Annotated in this window: 17 protein-coding genes; 6 read left to right on the forward strand and 11 right to left on the reverse strand. The window is 70.8% G+C overall.

All coding sequences use genetic code 11. The features are described from left to right. Nucleotides 1-25: 25 nt before the first annotated feature. The 3 genes from RH864_RS13150 to RH864_RS13160 form a co-directional block, all read right to left on the reverse strand. Nucleotides 26-1,354 (reverse strand): class II 3-deoxy-7-phosphoheptulonate synthase, encoded by a 1,329-nt coding sequence (locus tag RH864_RS13150; RefSeq protein WP_310518068.1) that lies wholly within the window; start codon nt 1,352-1,354, stop codon nt 26-28. Between the two features lie 149 nt (nt 1,355-1,503). Then, nucleotides 1,504-2,193, reverse strand: a complete 690-nt coding sequence (locus RH864_RS13155; RefSeq protein WP_310518011.1) for a lysophospholipid acyltransferase family protein — start codon at nt 2,191-2,193, stop codon at nt 1,504-1,506. A 49-nt stretch (nt 2,194-2,242) separates the two neighbouring features. Next, complete coding sequence (locus RH864_RS13160; protein WP_310518012.1) at nt 2,243-3,193, reverse strand: ROK family glucokinase; 951 nt, start codon at nt 3,191-3,193, stop codon at nt 2,243-2,245. Nucleotides 3,194-3,367: 174 nt separating this feature from the next. Between RH864_RS13160 and RH864_RS13165 the strand changes: the two genes are divergently transcribed. Beyond that, nucleotides 3,368-5,197 carry an AMP-dependent synthetase/ligase gene (locus RH864_RS13165; protein WP_310518013.1) on the forward strand — a complete coding sequence of 610 codons (1,830 nt, stop codon included), beginning with the start codon at nt 3,368-3,370 and terminating at the stop codon, nt 5,195-5,197. A gap of 137 nt (nt 5,198-5,334) precedes the next feature. On the opposite strand, the gene def is transcribed toward RH864_RS13165, so the two are convergent. Both def and RH864_RS13175 read right to left on the reverse strand, forming a co-directional pair. Beyond that, complete coding sequence (gene def, locus RH864_RS13170) at nt 5,335-5,826, reverse strand: peptide deformylase (protein ID WP_310518014.1); 492 nt, start codon at nt 5,824-5,826, stop codon at nt 5,335-5,337. 13 nt (nt 5,827-5,839) lie between these two features. Further along, nucleotides 5,840-9,250 carry a pyruvate carboxylase gene (locus RH864_RS13175; protein WP_310518015.1) on the reverse strand — a complete coding sequence of 1,137 codons (3,411 nt, stop codon included), beginning with the start codon at nt 9,248-9,250 and terminating at the stop codon, nt 5,840-5,842. 88 nt (nt 9,251-9,338) lie between these two features. On the opposite strand from RH864_RS13175, the gene RH864_RS13180 reads away from it, so the two are divergent. Then, nucleotides 9,339-10,190 carry a ParA family protein gene (locus RH864_RS13180; RefSeq protein ID WP_310518016.1) on the forward strand — a complete coding sequence of 284 codons (852 nt, stop codon included), beginning with the start codon at nt 9,339-9,341 and terminating at the stop codon, nt 10,188-10,190. 15 nt (nt 10,191-10,205) lie between these two features. On the opposite strand, the gene RH864_RS13185 is transcribed toward RH864_RS13180, so the two are convergent. The 5 genes from RH864_RS13185 to RH864_RS13205 form a co-directional block, all read right to left on the reverse strand. After that, complete coding sequence (locus tag RH864_RS13185; protein ID WP_310518017.1) at nt 10,206-13,469, reverse strand: RHS repeat domain-containing protein; 3,264 nt, start codon at nt 13,467-13,469, stop codon at nt 10,206-10,208. A gap of 315 nt (nt 13,470-13,784) precedes the next feature. Beyond that, a complete protein-coding gene (locus tag RH864_RS13190; protein ID WP_310518018.1) occupies nt 13,785-14,339 on the reverse strand; it encodes a MerR family transcriptional regulator in 555 nt (184 codons plus the stop codon). A gap of 108 nt (nt 14,340-14,447) precedes the next feature. Further along, nucleotides 14,448-15,134, reverse strand: coding sequence for a transcriptional regulator FtsR (gene ftsR, locus RH864_RS13195; protein ID WP_310518019.1), 687 nt, complete (start codon nt 15,132-15,134; stop codon nt 14,448-14,450). A 3-nt stretch (nt 15,135-15,137) separates the two neighbouring features. Then, complete coding sequence (locus RH864_RS13200) at nt 15,138-15,611, reverse strand: FHA domain-containing protein (RefSeq protein WP_310518069.1); 474 nt, start codon at nt 15,609-15,611, stop codon at nt 15,138-15,140. A gap of 38 nt (nt 15,612-15,649) precedes the next feature. Further along, on the reverse strand, nt 15,650-16,273 hold the full coding sequence (locus RH864_RS13205) for a CDP-alcohol phosphatidyltransferase family protein (protein ID WP_310518020.1): 624 nt from the start codon (nt 16,271-16,273) through the stop codon (nt 15,650-15,652). 111 nt (nt 16,274-16,384) lie between these two features. Between RH864_RS13205 and RH864_RS13210 the strand changes: the two genes are divergently transcribed. After that, nucleotides 16,385-17,212 (forward strand): DUF1295 domain-containing protein, encoded by an 828-nt coding sequence (locus tag RH864_RS13210; RefSeq protein WP_310518021.1) that lies wholly within the window; start codon nt 16,385-16,387, stop codon nt 17,210-17,212. A 37-nt stretch (nt 17,213-17,249) separates the two neighbouring features. On the opposite strand, the gene RH864_RS13215 is transcribed toward RH864_RS13210, so the two are convergent. Next, nucleotides 17,250-17,690, reverse strand: coding sequence for an NUDIX hydrolase (locus tag RH864_RS13215; protein WP_310518022.1), 441 nt, complete (start codon nt 17,688-17,690; stop codon nt 17,250-17,252). Nucleotides 17,691-17,764: 74 nt separating this feature from the next. Between RH864_RS13215 and RH864_RS13220 the strand changes: the two genes are divergently transcribed. The 3 genes from RH864_RS13220 to RH864_RS13230 all read left to right on the forward strand — a co-directional run bounded on the left by RH864_RS13220 (nt 17,765) and on the right by RH864_RS13230 (nt 20,512). Further along, entirely contained in the window at nt 17,765-18,136 is a 372-nt protein-coding gene (locus RH864_RS13220) for an RNA-binding S4 domain-containing protein (protein ID WP_310518023.1), read from the forward strand. Nucleotides 18,137-18,146: 10 nt separating this feature from the next. After that, complete coding sequence (locus tag RH864_RS13225; RefSeq protein ID WP_310518024.1) at nt 18,147-18,449, forward strand: GNAT family N-acetyltransferase; 303 nt, start codon at nt 18,147-18,149, stop codon at nt 18,447-18,449. 143 nt (nt 18,450-18,592) lie between these two features. Then, nucleotides 18,593-20,512, forward strand: coding sequence for a hypothetical protein (locus RH864_RS13230; RefSeq protein WP_310518025.1), 1,920 nt, complete (start codon nt 18,593-18,595; stop codon nt 20,510-20,512). Nucleotides 20,513-20,554: the final 42 nt, after the last annotated feature.

A 20,554-nucleotide genomic window follows, 5' to 3' on the forward strand; every position in this document is an offset into this window, starting at 1 on the left:
GCCCTCGCCGCGCGTCGCGCGGGCGTCAGCTCGCCGAGAGCTCCTCGGCGACCAGGAACGCCAGCTCGAGCGACTGCATGTGGTTGAGGCGCGGGTCGCACAGCGACTCGTAGCGGGTCGCGAGCGTCGCCTCGTCGATGTGCTCGGAGCCGCCGAGGCACTCGGTCACGTCGTCGCCCGTGAGCTCCACATGGATGCCGCCCGGGTGCGTGCCGGCCGCACGGTGCGCCTCGAAGAAGCCCTTGACCTCGTCGACCACGTCATCGAACCGCCGGGTCTTGTAGCCCGTCGGCGTCGTGATGCCGTTGCCGTGCATCGGGTCGGTGACCCACAGTGGGTGAGCGTCGCTCGCCTTGATGGCCTCGAGCAGCGGCGGCAACGCATCGCGGATCTTGCCGGCGCCCATGCGCGTGATGAACGTCAGGCGACCGGGCTCGCGGTTCGGGTCGAGCTTCTCGACGAGCTCGAGCATGGTCTCGGGCGTCGTCGTCGGCCCGAGCTTCACGCCGATCGGGTTGCGCACGCGCGACAGGAAGTCGACGTGCGCGCCGTCGAGCTCGCGCGTGCGCTCACCGATCCACAGGAAGTGCGCCGAGGTGTTGTACGGCGTGCCCGTGCGCGAGTCGATGCGGGTCATCGGGCGCTCGTAGTCCATGAGCAGGCCCTCGTGCCCCGTGTAGAACTCGGTGCGCTTGAGCTCGTCGAAGTCCGCGCCGCACGCGTCCATGAACTTCACGGCGCGGTCGATCTCGCGCGCGAGCTTCTCGTACCTGGCGTTCGCGGGGTTCGCGGCGAAGCCCTGGTTCCACTGGTGCACCTGGCGCAGGTCGGCGAAGCCACCCTGCGTGAACGCACGGATGAGGTTCAGCGTGGAGGCCGCGGTGTGGTAGCCCTGCACGAGTCGGCGCGGGTCGGCCGCACGCGACTCGGGCGTGAAGTCGTAGCCGTTCACGATGTCGCCGCGGTAGGCCGGCAGGGTCACGTCACCGCGCGTCTCGGTGTCGCTCGAGCGCGGCTTCGCGAACTGGCCCGCCATGCGGCCCATCTTCACGACCGGCATCGACGCGCCGTAGGTCAGCACGACGGCCATCTGCAGCACGGTCTTCACGCGATTGCGGATCTGGTCGGCGGTCGCGCCGGCGAACGTCTCGGCGCAGTCGCCGCCCTGGAGCAGGAAGGCCTCCCCACGGGACGCGGTCGCGAGCCGGTCGCGCAGCATGTCGACCTCGCCCGCGAAGACGAGGGGCGGCAGGGTCGCCAGCTCGGCGGACGCGGCGTACGCCGCCTCCGCGTCAGGCCACGTGGGCTGCTGCTTGATCGGCAGCGTGCGCCAATAGTCGAGGCCCGCGATCACCGAGGGATCTGCGTTCACGAAGGGCTCGACGAGCTGGGTCACTGGAGTTGTCCTATTGCGGTTCGGGCGCCGGACGGCGCGAAACGGGGGTAGGCGGCGCCGCGATCGCGACACTCCGCCGCAGCGAGCCTATCGCGATCCGGGAGGCGCTATCGCGACGGGGTCGCCCGCTGCTCCTTGACCGAACTCGCGTACATGTCGACGTATTCCTGCTCGCTGAGCCGGCGCAACTCGTGCACCAGCTCATCGGTCACGCTGCGCAGCACGAACCGGTCTCCCTCGAGGCCTTCGAAGCGGCTGAAGTCGAGCGGCTCGCCGAGCACGATCCCGATGCGGCGGACCTTCGGCAGGCGCGTGCCGATCGGCATCACATGCTCGGTGCCGATCATGGCGACCGGGATCACCGGAGCCCCCGATTCGAGCACCATGCGTGCGACGCCCGTGCGGCCACGGTAGAGCCGGCCGTCGGGGCTGCGCGTGCCCTCCGGATAGATGCCGAGGATGCGCCCCTCGGAGAGGACCCGCAGGCCCGTGAGCAGCGACGCCTCCGACGCCTTCCCGCCCGAGCGGTCGATCGGCAGCTGACCCGAGGCCTGGAAGAACATCCTCGTCGCCCAGCCCTTCAGGCCCTTCCCCGTGAAGTACTCGCTCTTCGCGAGGAACACCACGGGGCGGTCGACCACGAGGGGAAGGAAGATCGAGTCGATGAACGACAGATGGTTCGACGCGAGGATGACCGGCCCGTCCTTCGGCACGTGCTGCAGCCCGACGACCCACGGCCGGAAGATCGCGAGGAGGATCGGGCCGACCACGATGTGCTTCATGATCCAGTAGAACACCCGTCCTCCTTCCCGCCGGACTGAGCCAGCCTACTCTCCGCCCGGCCGCTCACGAGTGGTCGGACACCCACACCCGGGCGAGGTCGGCCGCGCCGACCACGCCCGCGTCGTTCACGAGCTCGGCGATCACGAAGTCGGGCTCCGGGTGGTAGCCGCGCGCCGGGAGGTGCTGGAGATAGGACTCGCGGATCGGTTCGAGCAGCAGCTCCCCCGCGACGGCGACGCCACCGCCGAACACGAAGCGCTGCGGGTCGAGCACGGCGGACAGGCTCGCGGATGCCTCACCCAGCCAGTGTCCCAGCTGCCGCAGCGCCGACACCGCGCCGGGGTCGCCCGCCTCGATCAGATCGCCGACCAGGCGCCCGTCGAGCCGGCCGTGCGCCTCGCGCGCACGCGCCAGCTCCAGCCCGATGCCGCCGGCGTCGGCGATCTCGTTCGCCATGCGCAGGAGCGCGCGGCCGGAACCGTACTGCTCGATGCATCCGTGTTGCCCGCAGCCGCACGCGAGCCCGCCGGGCACGACCCGGAGATGTCCGAGCTCGGCGCCCGCGCCGAAGCCGCCACGGAAGAGCCGGTCCCCGGCGACGATCGCGCCGCCGACCCCGGTGCCGATGGTCAGCATGACCATGTCGCTCACGAGCCGGCCCGCGCCGAACCGGAACTCGGCCCAACCCGCGGCGTTCGCGTCGTTGTCGACGACCACCGTGCCGCCGACCCGGCGCTCGAGCTTCTCCCGGAACGGCTCGTTCCGCCAGTCGATGTTCGGTGCGTAGAACACCGTGGACTGGGCGGCGTCGATGAACCCGGCGGCCGCGACGCCGACCGCGGCGATCTCGTCGTCGGCGCGCAGCGACTCGATCATCGCGACGACCGCGTCTTCCAGTCGGCCCGTGTCGCCCGGCGTCGGCACGCGGTCGGCGCGCACGATCTGGCCGAGCTCGTCGACCACCGCACCGGCGATCTTCGTGCCGCCGATGTCGATCCCGATCGCGTGCGTCACGAGGGCCGCCTTCCGCTGGTTCCGCTTGGATGCTGAGGAGGGTGCGTGCCACGAAACCGCGGCGGATCGCAAGCCGAAGGCCCCGCTGAGTGCACCGACTAGAGTGTAGTCAACCCCATGCCGAGGTCTGCACGGCCCGACCCCGGGCGGCCTCCCGGTACCGAAGGAGCTACCGTGACCGAATTCGAAACCCCGGCAGTCGTGGCCGCCGACCCTGACGCGAATGCGACGGACCTGCTCGTCGACCGGCTCGCCACCTCCCCCGACCGCGTGCTGTTCTCGCTGCCGACCGGCGACGGCGGCTGGTCGCCCGTGACGACGCGCGAGTTCTACGACGAGGTGATCGCGCTCGCGAAGGGCCTCGTGGCCGCCGGCATCCAGCCGGGCGACAAGATCGGGCTCATGTGCAAGACCCGGTACGAGTGGACGCTCATCGACTTCGCGACCTGGTTCGCCGGTGCCGTGCTGGTCCCCGTCTACGAGACCAGCTCCCCCTCGCAGGTGCGCTGGAACCTCAGCGACTCGGGTGCGATCGCCGTCATCGTCGAGACGCCCGACCACTTCGCACGCTTCGACGAGGTGCACCCCGAGCTGCCGGCGATCCGCAGCGTGTGGCAGATCGACCTCGGCGACCTCGACAAGCTCCGCGCGGGCGGTGCCGACGTCTCCGACGACGAGATCGAGCGGCGCCGCTCGCTCGCGGTCGGCTCCGACATCGCGACGCTCATCTACACCTCGGGCTCGACCGGCAAGCCCAAGGGCTGCGTGCTCACGCACTCGAACTTCGTCGAGCTGTCGCGCAACTCGGCGGTCGCGCTCGAAGAGGTCGTGCTCGACCCCGACGGTGCGTCGACGCTCCTCTTCATCACGACCGCGCACGTGTTCGCGCGGTTCATCTCGGTGCTCTGCGTGCACGCCGGCGTGCGCGTCGGCCACCAGCCGGACACCAAGCAGCTCCTGCCGAGCCTCGGCACGTTCAAGCCGACCTTCCTGCTCGCGGTGCCCCGCGTCTTCGAGAAGGTCTACAACGTCTCGGAGCAGAAGGCCGAGACCGGCGGCAAGGGCAAGATCTTCCGCTCGGCGGCCGACACCGCCGTCGAGTACTCGAAAGCGCTCGAGGCCGGCCACGTGCCGTTCGGGCTCAAGCTCAAGTTCCGGCTCTTCGACGCGCTCGTGTTCAAGAAGCTCCGCCACGCCATGGGCGGCAACGTGAAGTACGCCGTGTCGGGATCGGCGCCGCTCGGCCCGCGCCTCGGCCACTTCTACCACGCGCTCGGCATCACCATCCTCGAGGGCTACGGACTCACCGAGACCACCGCGCCGGCGACCGTGAACCTCGCCACGAAGTCCAAGATCGGGACGGTCGGGCCGGCCCTGCCGGGAGTCGCGGTGCGCACCGCCGACGACGGAGAGATCCAGGTCAAGGGCATCAACGTCTTCAAGGAGTACTGGAAGGACCCGGAGGCGACCGCCGAGGCCTTCGACGGCGAGTGGTTCAAGACCGGCGACCTCGGCAGCTTCGACGCCGACGGCTTCCTCACGATCACCGGGCGCAAGAAGGAGATCATCGTCACGGCCGGCGGCAAGAACGTCGCGCCCGCCGCGCTCGAAGACCCGATCCGGGCGAACCCGCTGGTCGGTCAGGTCGTCGTGGTCGGCGACCAGAAGCCGTTCATCGCCGCACTCGTGACCCTCGACCCCGAGATGCTGCCGGTCTGGCTCAACAACGCCGGCGAAGACGCCGGCATGAGCGTCGAGGAGGCCGCGAAGCATCCGGTCGTGCTCGCCGAGGTGCAGCGCGCGGTCGACGCCGCGAACGAGACCGTGTCGCGCGCCGAGTCGATCAGGAAGTTCACGATCCTGCCGATCGAGCTCACTGAGGCGAGCGGGCACCTCACGCCCAAGCTCAGCATCAAGCGCACCATCATCCTCGACGACTTCTCGGTGCAGATCGAGGAGATGTACGCGGGCGCGCCGGCGACCGAGAGCACCTCGATCATCTGACCCATCCGCTGGTCGAGTAGCGAGCCCCAGCGAGCGTATCGAGACCCGGCGAGCGCGCCGTGACGGCCGCGTGCCGGGTCTCGATACGCTTCGCTACTCGACCAGCGAAGACATCCGACTCGACCAGCGCGAACGCGTCAGAACCAGTCGGACTCGCGGACCTGGCGCATCGCGACCCGCCGCTCGTCCTTCTCCAACCGGTCGAGGTAGAGCAGCCCGTCGAGGTGGTCGACCTCGTGCTGCAGCGCCTGTGCGAGCACCCCGGTGCCCGAGACCTCGACCGGCTTGCCGTCGAGGTCGATGCCTCGCACCCGGGCGAACGGATGCCTCGGGGTCTTGTGCCAGTTCTCGGGCACCGAGAGGCATCCCTCGTCGATCTTCTCGGGCTCGCCGCGCAGCTCGACGATCTCGGGATTGATGACGTATCCGACCTCGCCGTCGACGTTGTAGCTGAAGACCCGCAGGTTCACGCCGATCTGCGGCGCGGCGACGCCCGCGCGCCCGGGCACGCGGACGCTGTCGACCAGATCGGTCACGAGCGCGCGCACGCGTTCGTCGATCTCGCCGACGGGCGACGAGACGGTCTTCAACACGGGGTCGCCGAAGAGTCGGATGGGGCGTTCCGGCACGAGGGCGCTCCGATCAGTTGCCGTGCGGGCGGACGACGACGAGGAGATCCCCGGCCTCGACCTGCTGGGTCTTCGGGATCGCGACGCGCTCGACGACGCCCGCGACGGGCGCCGTGATCGCGGCCTCCATCTTCATGGCCTCGATCGATGCGACCGACTGCCCGGCCTGCACCTCGGCGCCCGCCTCGACCTGGAGGGTCACGACACCCGAGAACGGCGCGGCGATGTGACCCGGCTGCGACGCGTCGGCCTTCTCTGCCGCACGCGCCTCGACCACGATCGAACGGTCGCGCACGAACACGGGACGCAGCTGACCGTTGAGCACGGTCATGACCGTGCGCATGCCCTTGTCGTCGGCCTCGCCGATCGCCTCGAGGCCCGCGTACAGGCGCACGCCGCGCTCGATCTCGACGACGTGCTCGGTGCCGACCTGCAGACCGTACAGGTAGTCGGTGGTGTCGACGACCGACAGGTCGCCGAAGAGTTCGCGGATCTGCTCGAACTGGCGCGTGGGCGCGGGGAAGAGCAGGGTGTTGAGCGTCGACCGCCGGGTCGCGCTGTCGGCCTCGAGCGCCGCGCGCTGCTCCTCGGTGAGCTCGGTCACGCCGACCCGCACGTCGCGGCCGGCGAGGACCTTGGAGCGGAACGGCTCGGGCCAGCCGCCCGGGAGGTCTCCGAGCTCACCGGCCATGAAGCCGATCACCGAGTCGGGCACGTCGTACTTCTCGGGGTTGGCGGCGAAGTCGGCCGGGTCGGCCTTCACGGCCGCGAGGTGCAGCGCGAGGTCGCCCACGACCTTCGACGACGGCGTGACCTTGGGAACCCGCCCGAGGATCTCGTTCGCCGCGGCGTACATGTCCTCGATGAGCTCGAAGTCGTCGGCGAGGCCGAGCGCGATGGCCTGCTGCCGCAGATTCGACAGCTGACCGCCGGGGATCTCGTGGTGGTAGACCCGGCCGGTGGGGCCGGGCAGCCCCGACTCGAATGGACGGTACAGGCGGCGCACCGCCTCCCAGTACGGTTCGAGGTCGGAGACCGCCTCGAGCGAGATGCCCGTGTCGCGCTCGGTGTGCGCGAGCGCCGCGACGAGCGACGAGGCCGACGGCTGGCTCGTGGTTCCGGCCATCGGCGCGCTCGCGACGTCGACCGCGTCGACGCCCGCGCGGCTCGCCGCGAGCAGCGTCGCGAGCTGGCCGCCGGCGGTGTCGTGCGTGTGCAGGTGCACCGGCACGTCGAACCGCTCGCGCAGCGCCGAGACGAGCTTCTCGGCCGCCGCGGGCCGCAGCAGCCCCGCCATGTCCTTGATGGCGAGGATGTGCGCACCTGAAGCGACGATGTCGTCGGCGAGCTTGAGGTAGTAGTCGAGCGTGTAGAGGTCTTCGGCCGGGTCGAGCAGATCGCCCGTGTAGCAGAGCGCCACCTCGGCCACGGCCGTGCCCGTCGCGAGCACCGCGTCGATCGCCGGACGCATCTGCGAGACGTCGTTCAGCGCGTCGAAGATCCGGAAGATGTCGACCCCGGTCGCGGCCGCCTCGCGCACGAACGCGTCGGTCACCTCAGTCGGGTACGGCGTGTATCCGACGGTGTTCCTGCCGCGGAGCAGCATCTGGATGTTCAGGTTGGGCAGGGCCTCACGGAGTGCCGCGAGGCGGTCCCACGGGTCTTCGCCGAGAAAGCGCAGTGCGACGTCGTACGTCGCGCCGCCCCACGCCTCGACCGACAGCAGCTCGGGGGTGAGCCGGGCGACGTACGGCGCGACGGCGACCAGGTCTTTGGTGCGCACGCGCGTCGCGAGCAGCGACTGGTGCGCGTCGCGGAAGGTCGTCTCGGTGACGGCGAGCGGCGTCTGCGCGCGCAGCGCGGCCGCGAAGCCCGCGGGGCCGAGCTCGAGCAGGCGCTGGCGTGAGCCGTCGGGGGCCGGAGCGGTGAGGTCGAGCTTCGGCAGCTTGTCGACCGGCGCCACGTTGATGGGGGCCGCGCCGTTCGGCTGGTTCACCGTGACATCCGCGAGCCAGTTCAGGATCTTGGTGCCGCGGTCCTTCGAGACCCGGCCGCGCATCAGCTGCGGCCGCTCGTCGATGAACGACGTGCTGAGGTCGCCCGCGATGAACGCCGGGTCGTCGAGCACCGCCTGCAGGAACGGGATGTTCGTGGCGACGCCGCGGATGCGGAACTCCGCGAGCGCACGCCGAGCTCGGGTGACCGCCTGCGGGTAGTCGCGACCGCGCGTGATGAGCTTCGCGAGCATCGAGTCGAAGTGCGGGCTGATCTGCGCGCCCGGGTTCACGGTGCCGCCGTCGAGCCGGATGCCGGCTCCGCCCGGCGAGCGGTACGTCGTGATCTTGCCCGTGTCGGGGCGGAAGTTCGCGGTCGGGTCCTCGGTCGTGATGCGGCACTGCAGCGCCGCGCCGCGCAGCTGGATCTGCTCCTGACGCAGTCCCAGGTCGGCGAGGGTCTCCCCCGCCGCGATCCGCATCTGGGAGACGACGAGGTCGACGTCGGTGACCTCCTCGGTCACGGTGTGCTCGACCTGGATGCGCGGGTTCATCTCGATGAACACGTGCTGGCCGGCGCGTTCGCCCGCGGTGTCGACGAGGAACTCGACCGTGCCCGCGTTGACGTACCCGATCGACTTGGCGAACGCGATCGCATCGCGGTGCAGCGCCTGCCGGATGTCTTCGTCGAGGTTCGGCGCGGGCGCGATCTCGACGACCTTCTGGTGCCGTCGCTGGACCGAGCAGTCGCGCTCGAACAGGTGGACCGTCTCGCCGGACGCGTCCGCGAGCACCTGCACCTCGATGTGCCTCGGCCGCAGCACGGCCTGCTCGAGGAACATCGTGGGATCGCCGAACGCGCTGTCGGCCTCGCGCATCGCCTCTTCCAGCGCGGGGCGAAGCTCCTGCATCGTGGCGACGCGGCGCATGCCGCGGCCGCCGCCGCCCGCCACCGCCTTGGCGAAGATCGGGAACCCGATGTCGTCGGCCTGCGCGAGCAGCGCCTCGATGTCGCGCGACGGCTCGGTCGACTTCAGGACCGGGACGCCCGCGCCGATGGCCTGCTGCTTCGCGGTGACCTTGTTGCCCGCCATCTCGAGCACGCGCGTGGGCGGCCCGATGAACGTGATGCCCGCATCCTCGGCGGCCTGCGCGAGCTCGGGGTTCTCGGACAGGAAGCCGTAGCCCGGGTAGATGGCGTCCGCGCCCGACTCCTTCGCGACCCTGATGATCTCCGTCACGTCGAGATACGCGCGTACCGGGTGCCCCTGCTCGCCGATCTGGTAGGCCTCATCGGCCTTCAGGCGGTGGAGGGAGTTCCGGTCCTCGTAGGGGTAGACGGCGACCGTCTTGGCCCCCAGCTCGACGGCCGCGCGAAACGCTCGAATGGCGATCTCACCGCGATTGGCAACCAGGATCTTCGTGAACATGCAGGCCTTTCCGAGACAGATCGGAGACGGATTTGCGCACAGCGAACGTTTAGACATCGTCCGAGGACTAAAGGTAACGTATCTGTTCGTGCACGTTCTCTCCGTCAGCTCCCTCAAGGGCGGCGTCGGCAAGACCACCGTCACGCTCGGACTGGCGTCGGCGGCGTTTGCCCGCGGCGTCCGCACCCTCGTCGTCGACCTCGACCCGCAGTCCGATGTCTCGACCGGCATGGACATCCAGATCGCCGGTCACCTGAACGTCGCGGACGTGCTGGCCTCGCCGAAGGAGAAGATCGTCCGCTCGGCGATCGCACCGAGCGGCTGGTCGAAGTCCAACCCGCAGGCCACCATCGACGTCATGATCGGCAGTCCCGCCGCGATCAACTTCGACGGGCCGCATCCGTCGATCCGCGACATCTGGAAGCTCGAAGAGGCCCTCGCGAACGTCGAGTCCGACTACGAGCTCGTGCTCATCGACTGCGCGCCCTCCCTCAACGCGCTGACGCGGACCGCGTGGGCTGCGAGCGACCGGGTCGGCGTGGTCACCGAGCCCGGCCTCTTCTCCGTCGCGGCGGCCGACCGCGCGCTCCGCGCGATCGAGGAGATCCGCCGTGGGCTGTCGCCACGTCTGCAGCCGCTCGGCATCATCGTGAACCGGGCACGCGTGCAGTCGCTCGAACACCAGTTCCGCATCAAGGAGCTGCGCGACATGTTCGGGCCGCTCGTGCTCTCCCCGCAGCTGCCCGAGCGCACGTCGCTCCAGCAGGCGCAGGGTGCCGCGAAGCCCCTGCACATGTGGCCGGGCGAGAGCGCTGAGGAGATGTCGCAGCATTTCGACCAGCTGCTCGACCGTGTGCTGCGCACCGCGCGCATCGGCGAGTATGCCAACGGCGAGGCGGCGGTCGAGCCGCCGCTCGAGGTCGAGTCCCGCGCCGGCTGAGTCGCGAGTCCGGCGTCAGAAATCTGCCTCGAGCGTCGATGACGAAGAGCTGACCCTCCAGGTGCCCTGCTTTCGGAGGTTCACATACATCGCTCGAACCGTCGGGTATGCCTGGGAGGCTGCGAACCCTCGTCGCTTCGAGTAGTCCATGAGCAGCGGCAGTTCGATGGTTGCACCGTCGAGTTCGGTGAATGCCGCGTTCAACGACTTCCGCATCTCCGAGTAGTTCGCGTCGATCGTCGCTTGTTCGATCTCGTCGCCGAATCCGAGTGCCATCTGTCTTCGCGCCACGTCTCTCGCATTGACGAGGTGGGTGTTCGCCAGTCGCATGTGTCCCTTCGCCGTCTTGCCGCCGACCCCTACGGCGAGGACCTGGAGGAGCTCGATGTTCTCGCGCTCGAGCACGGCACTCCACGACGTGATGGAGCGTTCGTGCGCCCTCGGCAGTGGCATCGAGGCCGGTTGGGTGTCGCCGGTGAACTCCTCGCCCGAGTCGCTCGAGCTGCTACTGGATCCGCGGAGCGTCCGGTACCCCTTCGTCGAGCGAACGCCCGTGCACGGCACGACGGCGAGACAGCCGCGCATGATCTTCCGGCTCGTGACGAGCTTGGCCACCACACCGCCGCCGGCGAGCAGAGCGCTCGCGCCGAAGAAGGCCCACGTCGCGATCGTGAGGTCGTCGTCGGGGAAGAACTTGTCGTCGATCTGCGATTCGACGACCTCGACGGTGGCGAGCACGGCGTCGCCGATGGCGGTCACGAACCCGAGCGTGCCCAACACCGTGAAGACGGGTCCGGCGGTGGTGAGGAACAGGGCTGCCCCCGCGACGGCCAACACGATTCCAGCGACCTGCGCAGCCAGCTGGTGCAGGTCTTCAGCAGCGAAACGACCGCTGGGATCGCTGTAGGTGATGGGGTTCAGGTCGGTGTAGGCGTAGAGGTTCGCCAGGGGCGCGTCGTCCCTCGTCATGAACCTGGCTTGGCTGGGGTCGTAGACGCGCCGGCCGAGCGGCTGACTGCCATCGTCGTGGGTGTACTCCCCAGAATACTGGAACGGGTTGTAGTCGAGCTCACCGACGCCTTCCGGGGTGCCTGTGCCGTGACGGGGATCGCCCGCGACCGTGGCGGAACCGTAGTCGGTGTAGGCGTATGTGGTGGTGACCCTGCCGCTCTGATCGGTCAGGTCCACGATGCTCCCGTGCCGGTCGGTGCCGTAGTACGACACCGCCCCGGTGCCGCCCTCGGGTGTGGTCGTGCGTGCCAGCCTGTTGGCGCCGATCAGATAGCTCGCCGTCCCGCCCTCGCCCTCGGTCGTGCGGTGGCGGTCATTGATGAGCTGGTCCCCGTCCCAGTAGTACCGGGTCGACCCGGCCGGGGTGGCGCGCTCGCGCCGGCCGCCGTCGGCCCAGTACGTGGTCTGGATGCGCACGCCATCCGGTGTGGTGTGCGCGATCTGTCGCCCCGCGGCGTCGTACTCGTAGGAGGCGCCGGCCGCTGAGCCGGTCTGTCGACCCGACCGGTCATAGGCGGCCGACGAGACATTGCCCACCGCGTCCGTCTGCGCCAACGTCCCGCCGTGCACGAGCGATGACACCGACACGATCGAGGCCTCGCTCGGCGTGCCGGCCGCGGTGGTGTCGACGACCGTGCTCGTCCCGGCCTGCACATCCACCTGCCTCGACCACCGCGACACGACCGGCACCGCGCCCGGATCGCCGCCCGGGAACACGCGCTCCTCGCTCACGAACCCGCCCGAGACTTCGGACTCCGTCCGGCCAGTGCGCACGAGCTCCTCGCCCGCATGCCCGGACCACTGCTCGGTCGCGAGCACCGCCGCCCGGTCAGCGCTGAGCTCCAACCGCGTCGACGCGGTCAACCCGTCGGCCGCGGTCGTGGTCTCCTCGAGCACCAACCCGACCGGCAACACCCGCCCGGCCGGCACGACCGAGTCGTACACCCGGCGCAGCGTCGAACCGTCCACCGACGCACGCGCGGTCATCCGTCCGAACTCATCGAACTCGTACGACTCCTGCTCCGATCGGATGCCGCCGCGCGCGTCACGGAACGCCGTCGAGGCCGACACGGGCCGCATACCCCGACCCGGCCCAGCCGGATCCTCAGACGCCGGATACTCGAACGACTGCTCCTGCATCGTCCATTCACCAGACGATGACGACACGATCGCTGACCGCCCCGTGACCCGGCCTCGGCCGTCCACCACCGACTCCACCCGACTCTTCCCATCGGTCAGCCATGATTCGAAGCCCAGCCCTCCGCCGCCGTCGCTCGTCCCGGAACGCGCGCCGGCCGCGGCCACCGGCCACCCCGACGGCGACACCTCACCACGCACGCCCCACTGCCGCGCACTCAGCTCCGCACCCGTCGACATATCGACCACCCGAACGCGATCCACGCGCGACACCCCATCGGACGACCGCTGCCACTCCACCACCGTCGCCCCACCCGACGGCGAGCTCACCCGATGCACCAAACCGGACCGGTCGTACGTCACCATGACCCGAGTGCCCACCGGGTCCACCACATCGGACACCCGCCCACCCGAACGCTCGATGACCCACCGGCCACCCGCTCCGGATCCATTCCCGGGGTGGACCACGTTCGCTCCCGGCGAGACCACCACCCGGTCCGGGTCCGACCAGTCCAGCTCGGTCAGCGCCCCGTCAGCCGACACCACCCCGATCAATCGCCCCGACCGACCCCACGTCCAATCGATCCGTCGCCCGTCCAACGACGTCCGCGCGACCGGCACACCCGTCGCATCGAAGTACGACGACACCCCACCGAGCTCGTGCAACACGTAGGAGTATGCCCGCTCGCCCACCACCCCATCGGGTCTGGCCGGCACGACCGTGCCAGGCGAGGCCGCCTGGAACACGACATCCGACCCCGGATACCCCGCCAAGCCGCTCGGCACCGAGACATCCATCTCGTATGCCCCACCCGACGCAGGCATCACCCACACCCCACCGCGCACCCTCACCCGCGCGAGGCCGAAGGACCACCCATCGCCCAGCGCATCCTCGTCGACCCCGACCGCCCGGGAATCCCAGCGCAACGACATCCCGCCGGCACCCAACGAGAAGCTGAATGACCCATCGACCTCACCCACTGCTCCCTCGAGCCCGTCCCCCAGCGCGAACGAGCCCAAATCCATCTCGCTGTCGCCCTCGGTGCCATCCGCCCACGCCGGCGCCACCGCGCCAACGAGCAGGCCTGCGCACACGAGCATCGCCAGGAACACGCCCCAGGACGTTCGCACACCAGTCCCCGCCCGCGCAGCCCCGATGGCACGCACACCCGCACTCACACGCACACCACGCACACCACGCACGACACATCATCCCCCCGACCAGCTCGCTTGGTAATACTCTGGTGTTACCCGGCTGATTCGGATGTTAATATATGCACTTTCCCCGCGCGGAGCAATGCCTTGGACGTGTGCCGAGAGCGGAGCACGTCTCCCCACGGCGAGCGCCACCTGCAGGTCGAGCACTCCGCAGCGCTCCACGACGAGACGAGTGAGTCGACAGGCCGCTCGTCTCGGCCGGCCGCCGAGAAACGTCTTCGACGCCGGCTACGAGATCCGGCGCGAGCGCTGACCGCGTCGGGCTGCGAGCTCGTCGATCGGGTCGGCGGGCTGCGTGTCGATCTCGACCAGGGTCGACTCGACCTCACGGAGCACCTTGCCGACCGCGATGCCGAACACACCCTGTCCGCGATTCACGAGGTCGATGACCTCGTCGTCGGAGGTGCAGAGGTACACGCTCGCGCCGTCGCTCATCAGGGTGGTCTGAGCCAGATCTTGAACTCCGGCCTCGCGGAGCTGGGTGACCGCGGTCCGGATCTGCTGCAGCGAGATGCCCGTGTCGAGTAGGCGCTTCACGAGCTTCAGCACGAGGATGTCGCGGAAGCCGTACAGTCGCTGCGAACCCGAGCCCGCCGCGCCGCGGACCGTCGGTTCGACAAGGCTCGTGCGGGCCCAGTAGTCGAGCTGGCGGTAGCTGATGCCCGCGGCTCGGGCCGCGACCGCGCCACGGTAGCCGGTGCCGTCATCGTGCTGGGGCAGCCCGTCGGTGAACAGGAGTCCGAGGTCGTAGCGTGATCGATCGCTCCGCTCGAGCTCAGTCATCCGGTGCCCCTCACTGTTCCACGCGTCGTGCTCGGCGCGTGACCCCCACGCTACCGAGCGGACGAACCCCGGCCAAACACATCCGGCCGATCGTCACGGCGTGTCGCATCAGCGAGCCAGCTTCGACAGCGATTGACGCAGCACGCTCCCGTGAATCGTCTCGAGCTGACGCCCGAGGTCGAGCGCGCGCTCGGCCGCGCGAGCACGACCGGCCGGGTCGTTGCGCCGCGACGGCGCGATCGCACGCTCGATCAGCGCCGCCTCGCGCTCTGCGGCGAACCGCACGCCGCGCAGATGCCGCGGCTCGATGCCGACGGCTCGGAGCATGGCGAGGGCCTGCATGACCTCGAGCGCGTCCTCGCCATAGTCTTCGGCCGCGGGGAGCAGCCCGGCGGTCACGGCCTCGTCAAGGAGGGACGGCGCCGCACCGGCCGCGCGCGCGAGCTCGTCCCGCCGGAACCTCGGTGCACGCGCGACTTGCGCGGGTGCCGCACCGGGGAGTGTGGGCGTCTCGCCCGCATCGATCGCCTGCAGGTGCGTGCGGATGACTTTGAGGGGCAGATAGTGGTCGCGCTGCATGGTGAGCACGAAGCCGATGCGCTCGACGTCGCCGGGCGCGAACTTCCGGTATCCCGAAGGGGTGCGTGTGGGCGTGACGAGGCCCTGCTCTTCGAGGAACCGCAGCTTCGACGGCGTGAGTTCGGGGAACTCGGGCTGCAGCCGGGCGAGCACCTGCCCGATTCCGAGCAGCGGCACGCCGCGGCTCGCGGCCTGCGATGCGGCCGAACGGGCCACGCTCTAGCCGCCCGCCACCGACGCGAGGTCTCGGCGCGAGGCGTAGAACGTGAGACGGTACTTGCCGATCTGCACTTCGGCGCCATCGGAGAGCAGCGCGGTCTCGATGCGCACGCCGTCGAAGTACGTGCCGTTCAGAGAGCTGAGGTCTTTCACCTCGAACGCGGTGCGGTGCCTGAGGAACTCGGCGTGCTTGCGCGAGACCGTCACGTCGTCGAGGAAGATGTCCGCGTCGGGATGGCGGCCGACGGTGGTGACGTCCTGGTCGAGGAGGAACCGGGCACCGCTGTTCGGCCCGCGACGCACGATCAAGAGCGCCGAGCCGGAGGGCAATGCCCCGATCGCTTCCTGCTCCTCGGCCGAGACGTCGGCATCGAGCGCACTGAGCTGCGCTGCGGCTTCCCTGCTGAACCCGATGGTCGTGTCATCGGCTCGTCCCGCGCCCTGCGCCGGGTCGAGCGGTGCGCCCGCGTCCATCGTGTCGCCGGCCTGGGTGTTGTCGGAATCCGCCACGGCTAACCTCCCGATCCCAGCGTATCGGATCGCGCGTCGCTCGCCACCCGCGGGACGCGGATCGCGCGGGCCGTCTCGATCGCGTAGATGATGCCGGCCCACCAGTACAGGAACGCGCCCCAGAGCGTGACCGCCCACCCGATCGGCGCGGACACGGCCTCGACCGCGGGGAATGCCGCGCCGAGCATGAGCAGCGGCAGCCCGGTGAAGAGCGCGAACGTGGCGACCTTGCCGAGCTGGTGCACGTGCAACGGCCCGTAGCCGAAGTTCGCGAGCACGACGCCGAGCACGACGATGAGCACGTCGCGCGCGACGATGACGGCCACGATCCACCACGGGACGAGTCCGCGTGCGGCGAGCCCGATGAGCGCGGCGAAGATGTACAGCCGGTCGGCCGCCGGGTCGAGGAGCCGCCCGAGCTTGGTGAGCTGTTTGAGGCGCCGGGCGAGGTAGCCGTCGAGCAGGTCGGTGAGGCTCGCCACGACGAGCACGATGAGGGCGGCGACGTAGTCGCCCAGGACGATGAACACCAGGAACACCGGGACGAGCAGCAGCCGCAGCATGCTGAGCAGGTTCGGAACGGTCCAGATGCGGCCGCTCTCGGCCGTCGTCCCGTCCTCGTGCACCCCTTGATCCTAGCGAGGCCGGGGAGTTCCCCGTTGGACGGCGCGCGACGTGGGAGTCCCGGGATCGCGCGGGAGTCCCGCCATCGGGCGGTTCCCCCTAGACTCGCGCACATGAACGCCCTGACCGTATGTCTCGTGCTGTGCGGAGCGATCACCGTCGCCACGTGGCTCGCGAGCGTCATCACGCGCGAGCACTCCTGGGTCGACCGGATCTGGTCGATCGCACCGATCGCGTACGCGTGGATCCTCGCGTCCGGCGGCGGCTTCGAGCCGCGGCTCGTGCTCATGGCCGTGCTGGTCACCCTGTGGGGCATCCGGCTGACCTTCAACTTCTGGCGCAAGGGCGGCTACCGTCCGGGCACCGGCGAGGACTACCGCTGGGCCGTGCTGCGCGGTCGCATGCCGGGCTGGGCATTCGCGCTGTTCAACGTCGGGTTCATCTCGATCTACCAGAATGCGCTCATCCTCGCGTTCTGCCTCCCGGTCTTCACCGCGTCGCACTCGGGTGTCCCGCTCGGCCCGTGGGACCTCACACTCGCGGTCGTCTTCCTCGCCCTGCTCGCGGGTGAGACGATCGCCGACCAGCAGCAGTGGCGGTTCCATCAGTGGAAGGCGGCCGAGCGTGCGGCCGGCCGTGCTCCGCAGCCCGGCTTCCTGCAGACCGGGTTGTTCCGGTTCTCGCGGCACCCGAACTTCTTCTTCGAGCAGGCGCAGTGGTGGGTGTTCTACGGTTTCGCGGTCGCGGCGACCGGGGTCTGGCTGCACTGGACGATCGCCGGGGCGGCGCTGCTCACACTGCTCTTCATCGGCTCGACGATCTTCACCGAGTCGATCACGCGGAGCCGGTATCCCGACTACGACGAGTACCGGCGGCGCACGTCCATGCTCGTCCCCTGGTTCCCGCGGCCCGTGCGTACTCGCCTCTCACTGGCCGAGTAGCGCGCGAACGGCGCGCACACCGCTCGCGGCGCGGCGTTCAGATCCGTTCGGCGAGCTCGGGCCAGGCTTCGGCGAACCGCGGATGCAGCGGCAGCGCCGCGACCTCGTCCACGGGCACCCACGAGAGCGCGATGCTCTCGGGGTCGCTCACGACCGGAGGGAAGCGTTCGACGGCGTCCGCGACGACCGTCGTGTACGACCAGTAGCCGAGGTCGAGCACCGAGCTGAACCGCACGACCAGCAGACCGGCGGGCACGCCCGCCTCCTCGCCGGCCTCCCGGACGGCCGCGTCGAAGGCACTCTCGCCCTCGTGACGGGCACCGCCGGGCATGCCCCAGGTGCCGCCGAAGTGGCTCCACATCGCCCGGTGCTGCAGCAGCACCTCACGTGCCGGGCTGACGGCGAGCAATCCGGCCGCGCCGAACCGGCCCCAGTACCTGGCGCCGTCGGGGCCCTCGACCCAGGCATCGCCGCTCATGCCGCTCACCCCTCAAGCATGCCTCACGCGCCGCCCTTCAGGGTCAGCGCCGTCACCCGAAGTAGGCTGGAGCGGTGAGCGACGACTCCCCCGTGCGCGTGGATGCCTGGCTCTGGGCGGTGCGCCAGTACAAGACCAGGTCGGCCGCGACTGCGGCCTGCCGCGCGGGACATGTGCGGGTGAACGGTGAGCGTGCGAAGGCGGCACAGCAGGTGCGACCGGGTGACGAGCTCCGGGTCAAGGTGAACGGGTTCGATCGCCGCCTGATCGTGCGCCGGACGATCGTCAAGCGGGTCTCGGCCACGCTCGCCGCGACCGCCATGGACGACCTCACGCCGCCGCCCCCGCCGAAGACCGAGCAGCCGGTGGCCCCGATGCGCGACCGCGGCGCCGGTCGGCCCACCAAGCGCGAGCGCCGAGACCTCGACCGGCTCCGCGGCCGCTGAGGTGCGTAGGGTGGACCATGTGAAGAAGGAGATCTCGCACGAGCCCGACGCGCACCGGTACGCGATGCGGGTGAACGGCGAGCTGGCGAGCGTGCTCGACTACCGCGTGCTCGGCGACTCGATCGCGTTCACCCGGAGCTTCACGAACCCGCCCTACCGGGGCAGCGGGCTCGCCGGCGAGGTCGTCGCCTTCGCGGTCGACGACGTCGAGTCGACGTCGACGCGCACGATCGTGCCGGCCTGCTGGTACGTCGGCGAATGGTTCGAGCGCCACCCCGAGCGGGCGCACCTGCTGGGGCCGCGCACGAGCTGACGCGGCTCAGCCGTCATCGTCCGCGGCTCAGCCGCCATTGTCATGGGAGAACGCTCTCCGCTACGCTCGTCCGCGACCACGACCACGACCACGACCACGACCGCGACCACGACTCCGACGTCGGCGAGGGATGGCAGAGGCCCATGAGCGAGACCCCCGTGAATCGATCCGCCCCCGTTCGGTTGCCCGTCTCCGTCATGCTCGCCGTCGCCGCGCTCTGCGCCTCGGGTGGCCTCACCGCATCCTCGGCCACAGCGCAGGAGGCGTCGCCGACCGGAGGCTGCGACTTCGACAGCGGCCTGTGCGTGATCGATCCGACCAACGTCGAGGCGAATCCCACGGTGATCGTGCCCGCGGACACGCACGTGATGACCGCGGTGGTCGCCGGCGGCGCGGGCGGGGTCAACAGCAGCGGCGTGCTCGGCGGGCAGGGCGGGCTCACCGTGGCGACCTTCCCCGTGACGCCGGGCGAGCAGCTGCGCATCATGCTCGGCGAGGGCGCGGACGGAGCGACTCCCGGCGACGGGTACTCCTCTGGCGGACGCGGCGGACCCGTCTCCGGCACCCCGGCCGGGATGCCGACGGGCGGCGGCGGAGGCGGCTCGACGGCCGTGCTCGACGCCTCGGACACGCCGATCGTGGTGTCGGGCGGCGGCGGTGGCGCCGGCGGTGACGCCGAGGGCGGCGGCGACGCGGGCGGGCAGGGCGGCAACGGCGGGTCGCCGGCCAAGGACGGATGGAACGGGGCCCCGAACGAGGCGAACACCGACGGTGCGGTCGGCGGTGAGGGCGGCGGCGGCTCCACGGCGGACGGCGAGGACAGCTCGGGACTGCCCGCGTCGCCGACGACCGGCGCGGGCGGAGGCGGCTGGAACGGGCACGGCGGTGGCGGCGGCGGGCACGGCGATACCGGCGCCCCGATCCGAGACCTCATCGAGTACGGCGCCGCGGGCGGCGGCGGGGGCGGGCAGTCCTACGTGGCACCGTCGGTCAGCACCTGGACGTTCCTCTCGGCCGGGCCGATGAACTCCGGCGGCGACGGCGTCGTCGCGCTGTTCCCGCGCGCGACGGCCGCGATCTACCAGTGCGCCGACGGCACCCAGGACTACGACCTGGCCGTCGGCGCGACGCGCGTGTTCGGGGTCGTCGGCGGCGGCGCCGGCCAATCGACCAGGGCCGGCGGACAGGGCGGCGGGGGCGCGGTCGTTACCGGGACGTTCGAGGTGGCCGGCCCCGCGCAGCTGCAGGTCGTGGTGGGCTGCAGCGGGGAGCGCGGCGGGTACGGCTGGTCGTCGGGTGGATCCGGCGGCCATGGCGGCGGCACCGAGGTCTCGGGCGGCACGGGCGGCGGCTCGACGCAGATCGACGTCACCGGGGGCGGCGGCCCGAAGCTCGGGGCGGGCGGCGGTGGCGGCGCGGGCGGCGGCATCTTCGACTTCCTGTGCAACTGCGGCGGGGGTGACGGAGGCGACGGCATCCCCGGCCCGATGCCGGGCGGTCTCGGCCTCGCCGGTGGCGGCGCCCCTGGCGGCGGCGAGCTCGGCGGCGACGGCGGCCCGGGCGGCTACGCCGACGGTGCATCCGGCGACGAGGGGCAGCATCGCAGCGACGGCGGCCCGGGCGGTGGCGGCGGTGGCGGGCTCGCCAACGGCGGCAGTTACGGCCGGGCCGGCGGCTTCTCCTCCGCGGGTGGCGGAGGCGGTGCCGGATCCTCGTACGTCGAACCTGGTGCGGGCCTCGTCTCGGGCGGCACGCTCGATTCCAGGGACGGCTACGTCCTCGACGGCATCGCGGTCCTCGTCCCGGTCTTCCCGGCGGCCGAGGCCCCTGCGCCCTCGCCGACGCCCGGCCCGAGCGACCCTGCGGCGCCGCCGGCCGACGGCGGTCCCACCGCGCCCGAGGCCTCGCCCGCGGGCCTGCACACCCTCCCGGCCACCGGCGCACCGTGGAGCGCCGAGCGCACACTGCTGCTCGCCCTGACCGCGCTCGCGGCCGTCGCCTCCGGGGCCGGCCTGCTCTCCCGGCGCCCGGCCCGCGCCCGGCGATCGCCCCGGGCGGGGTGATCAGTCCGGTCCGGCGCCCCCGGCCGTCGCGTGGCAGACTCG

The sequence above is a fragment of the Agromyces aerolatus genome, assembly GCF_031432255.1.
Classification (GTDB): Bacteria; Actinomycetota; Actinomycetes; order Actinomycetales; family Microbacteriaceae; genus Agromyces.

What these genes read in the sequence shown, in the direction of transcription:
- RH864_RS13175 (WP_310518015.1), bottom strand. Translation starts at nt 9,250, where the DNA reads ATGTTCACGAAGATCCTGGTTGCCAATCGCGGTGAGATCGCCATTCGA.
- RH864_RS13190 (WP_310518018.1), bottom strand. Translation starts at nt 14,339, where the DNA reads ATGACTGAGCTCGAGCGGAGCGATCGATCACGCTACGACCTCGGACTC.
- RH864_RS13200 (WP_310518069.1), bottom strand. Translation starts at nt 15,611, where the DNA reads ATGGACGCGGGCGCACCGCTCGACCCGGCGCAGGGCGCGGGACGAGCC.
- RH864_RS13210 (WP_310518021.1), top strand. Translation starts at nt 16,385, where the DNA reads ATGAACGCCCTGACCGTATGTCTCGTGCTGTGCGGAGCGATCACCGTC.
- RH864_RS13215 (WP_310518022.1), bottom strand. Translation starts at nt 17,690, where the DNA reads ATGAGCGGCGATGCCTGGGTCGAGGGCCCCGACGGCGCCAGGTACTGG.
- RH864_RS13230 (WP_310518025.1), top strand. Translation starts at nt 18,593, where the DNA reads ATGAGCGAGACCCCCGTGAATCGATCCGCCCCCGTTCGGTTGCCCGTC.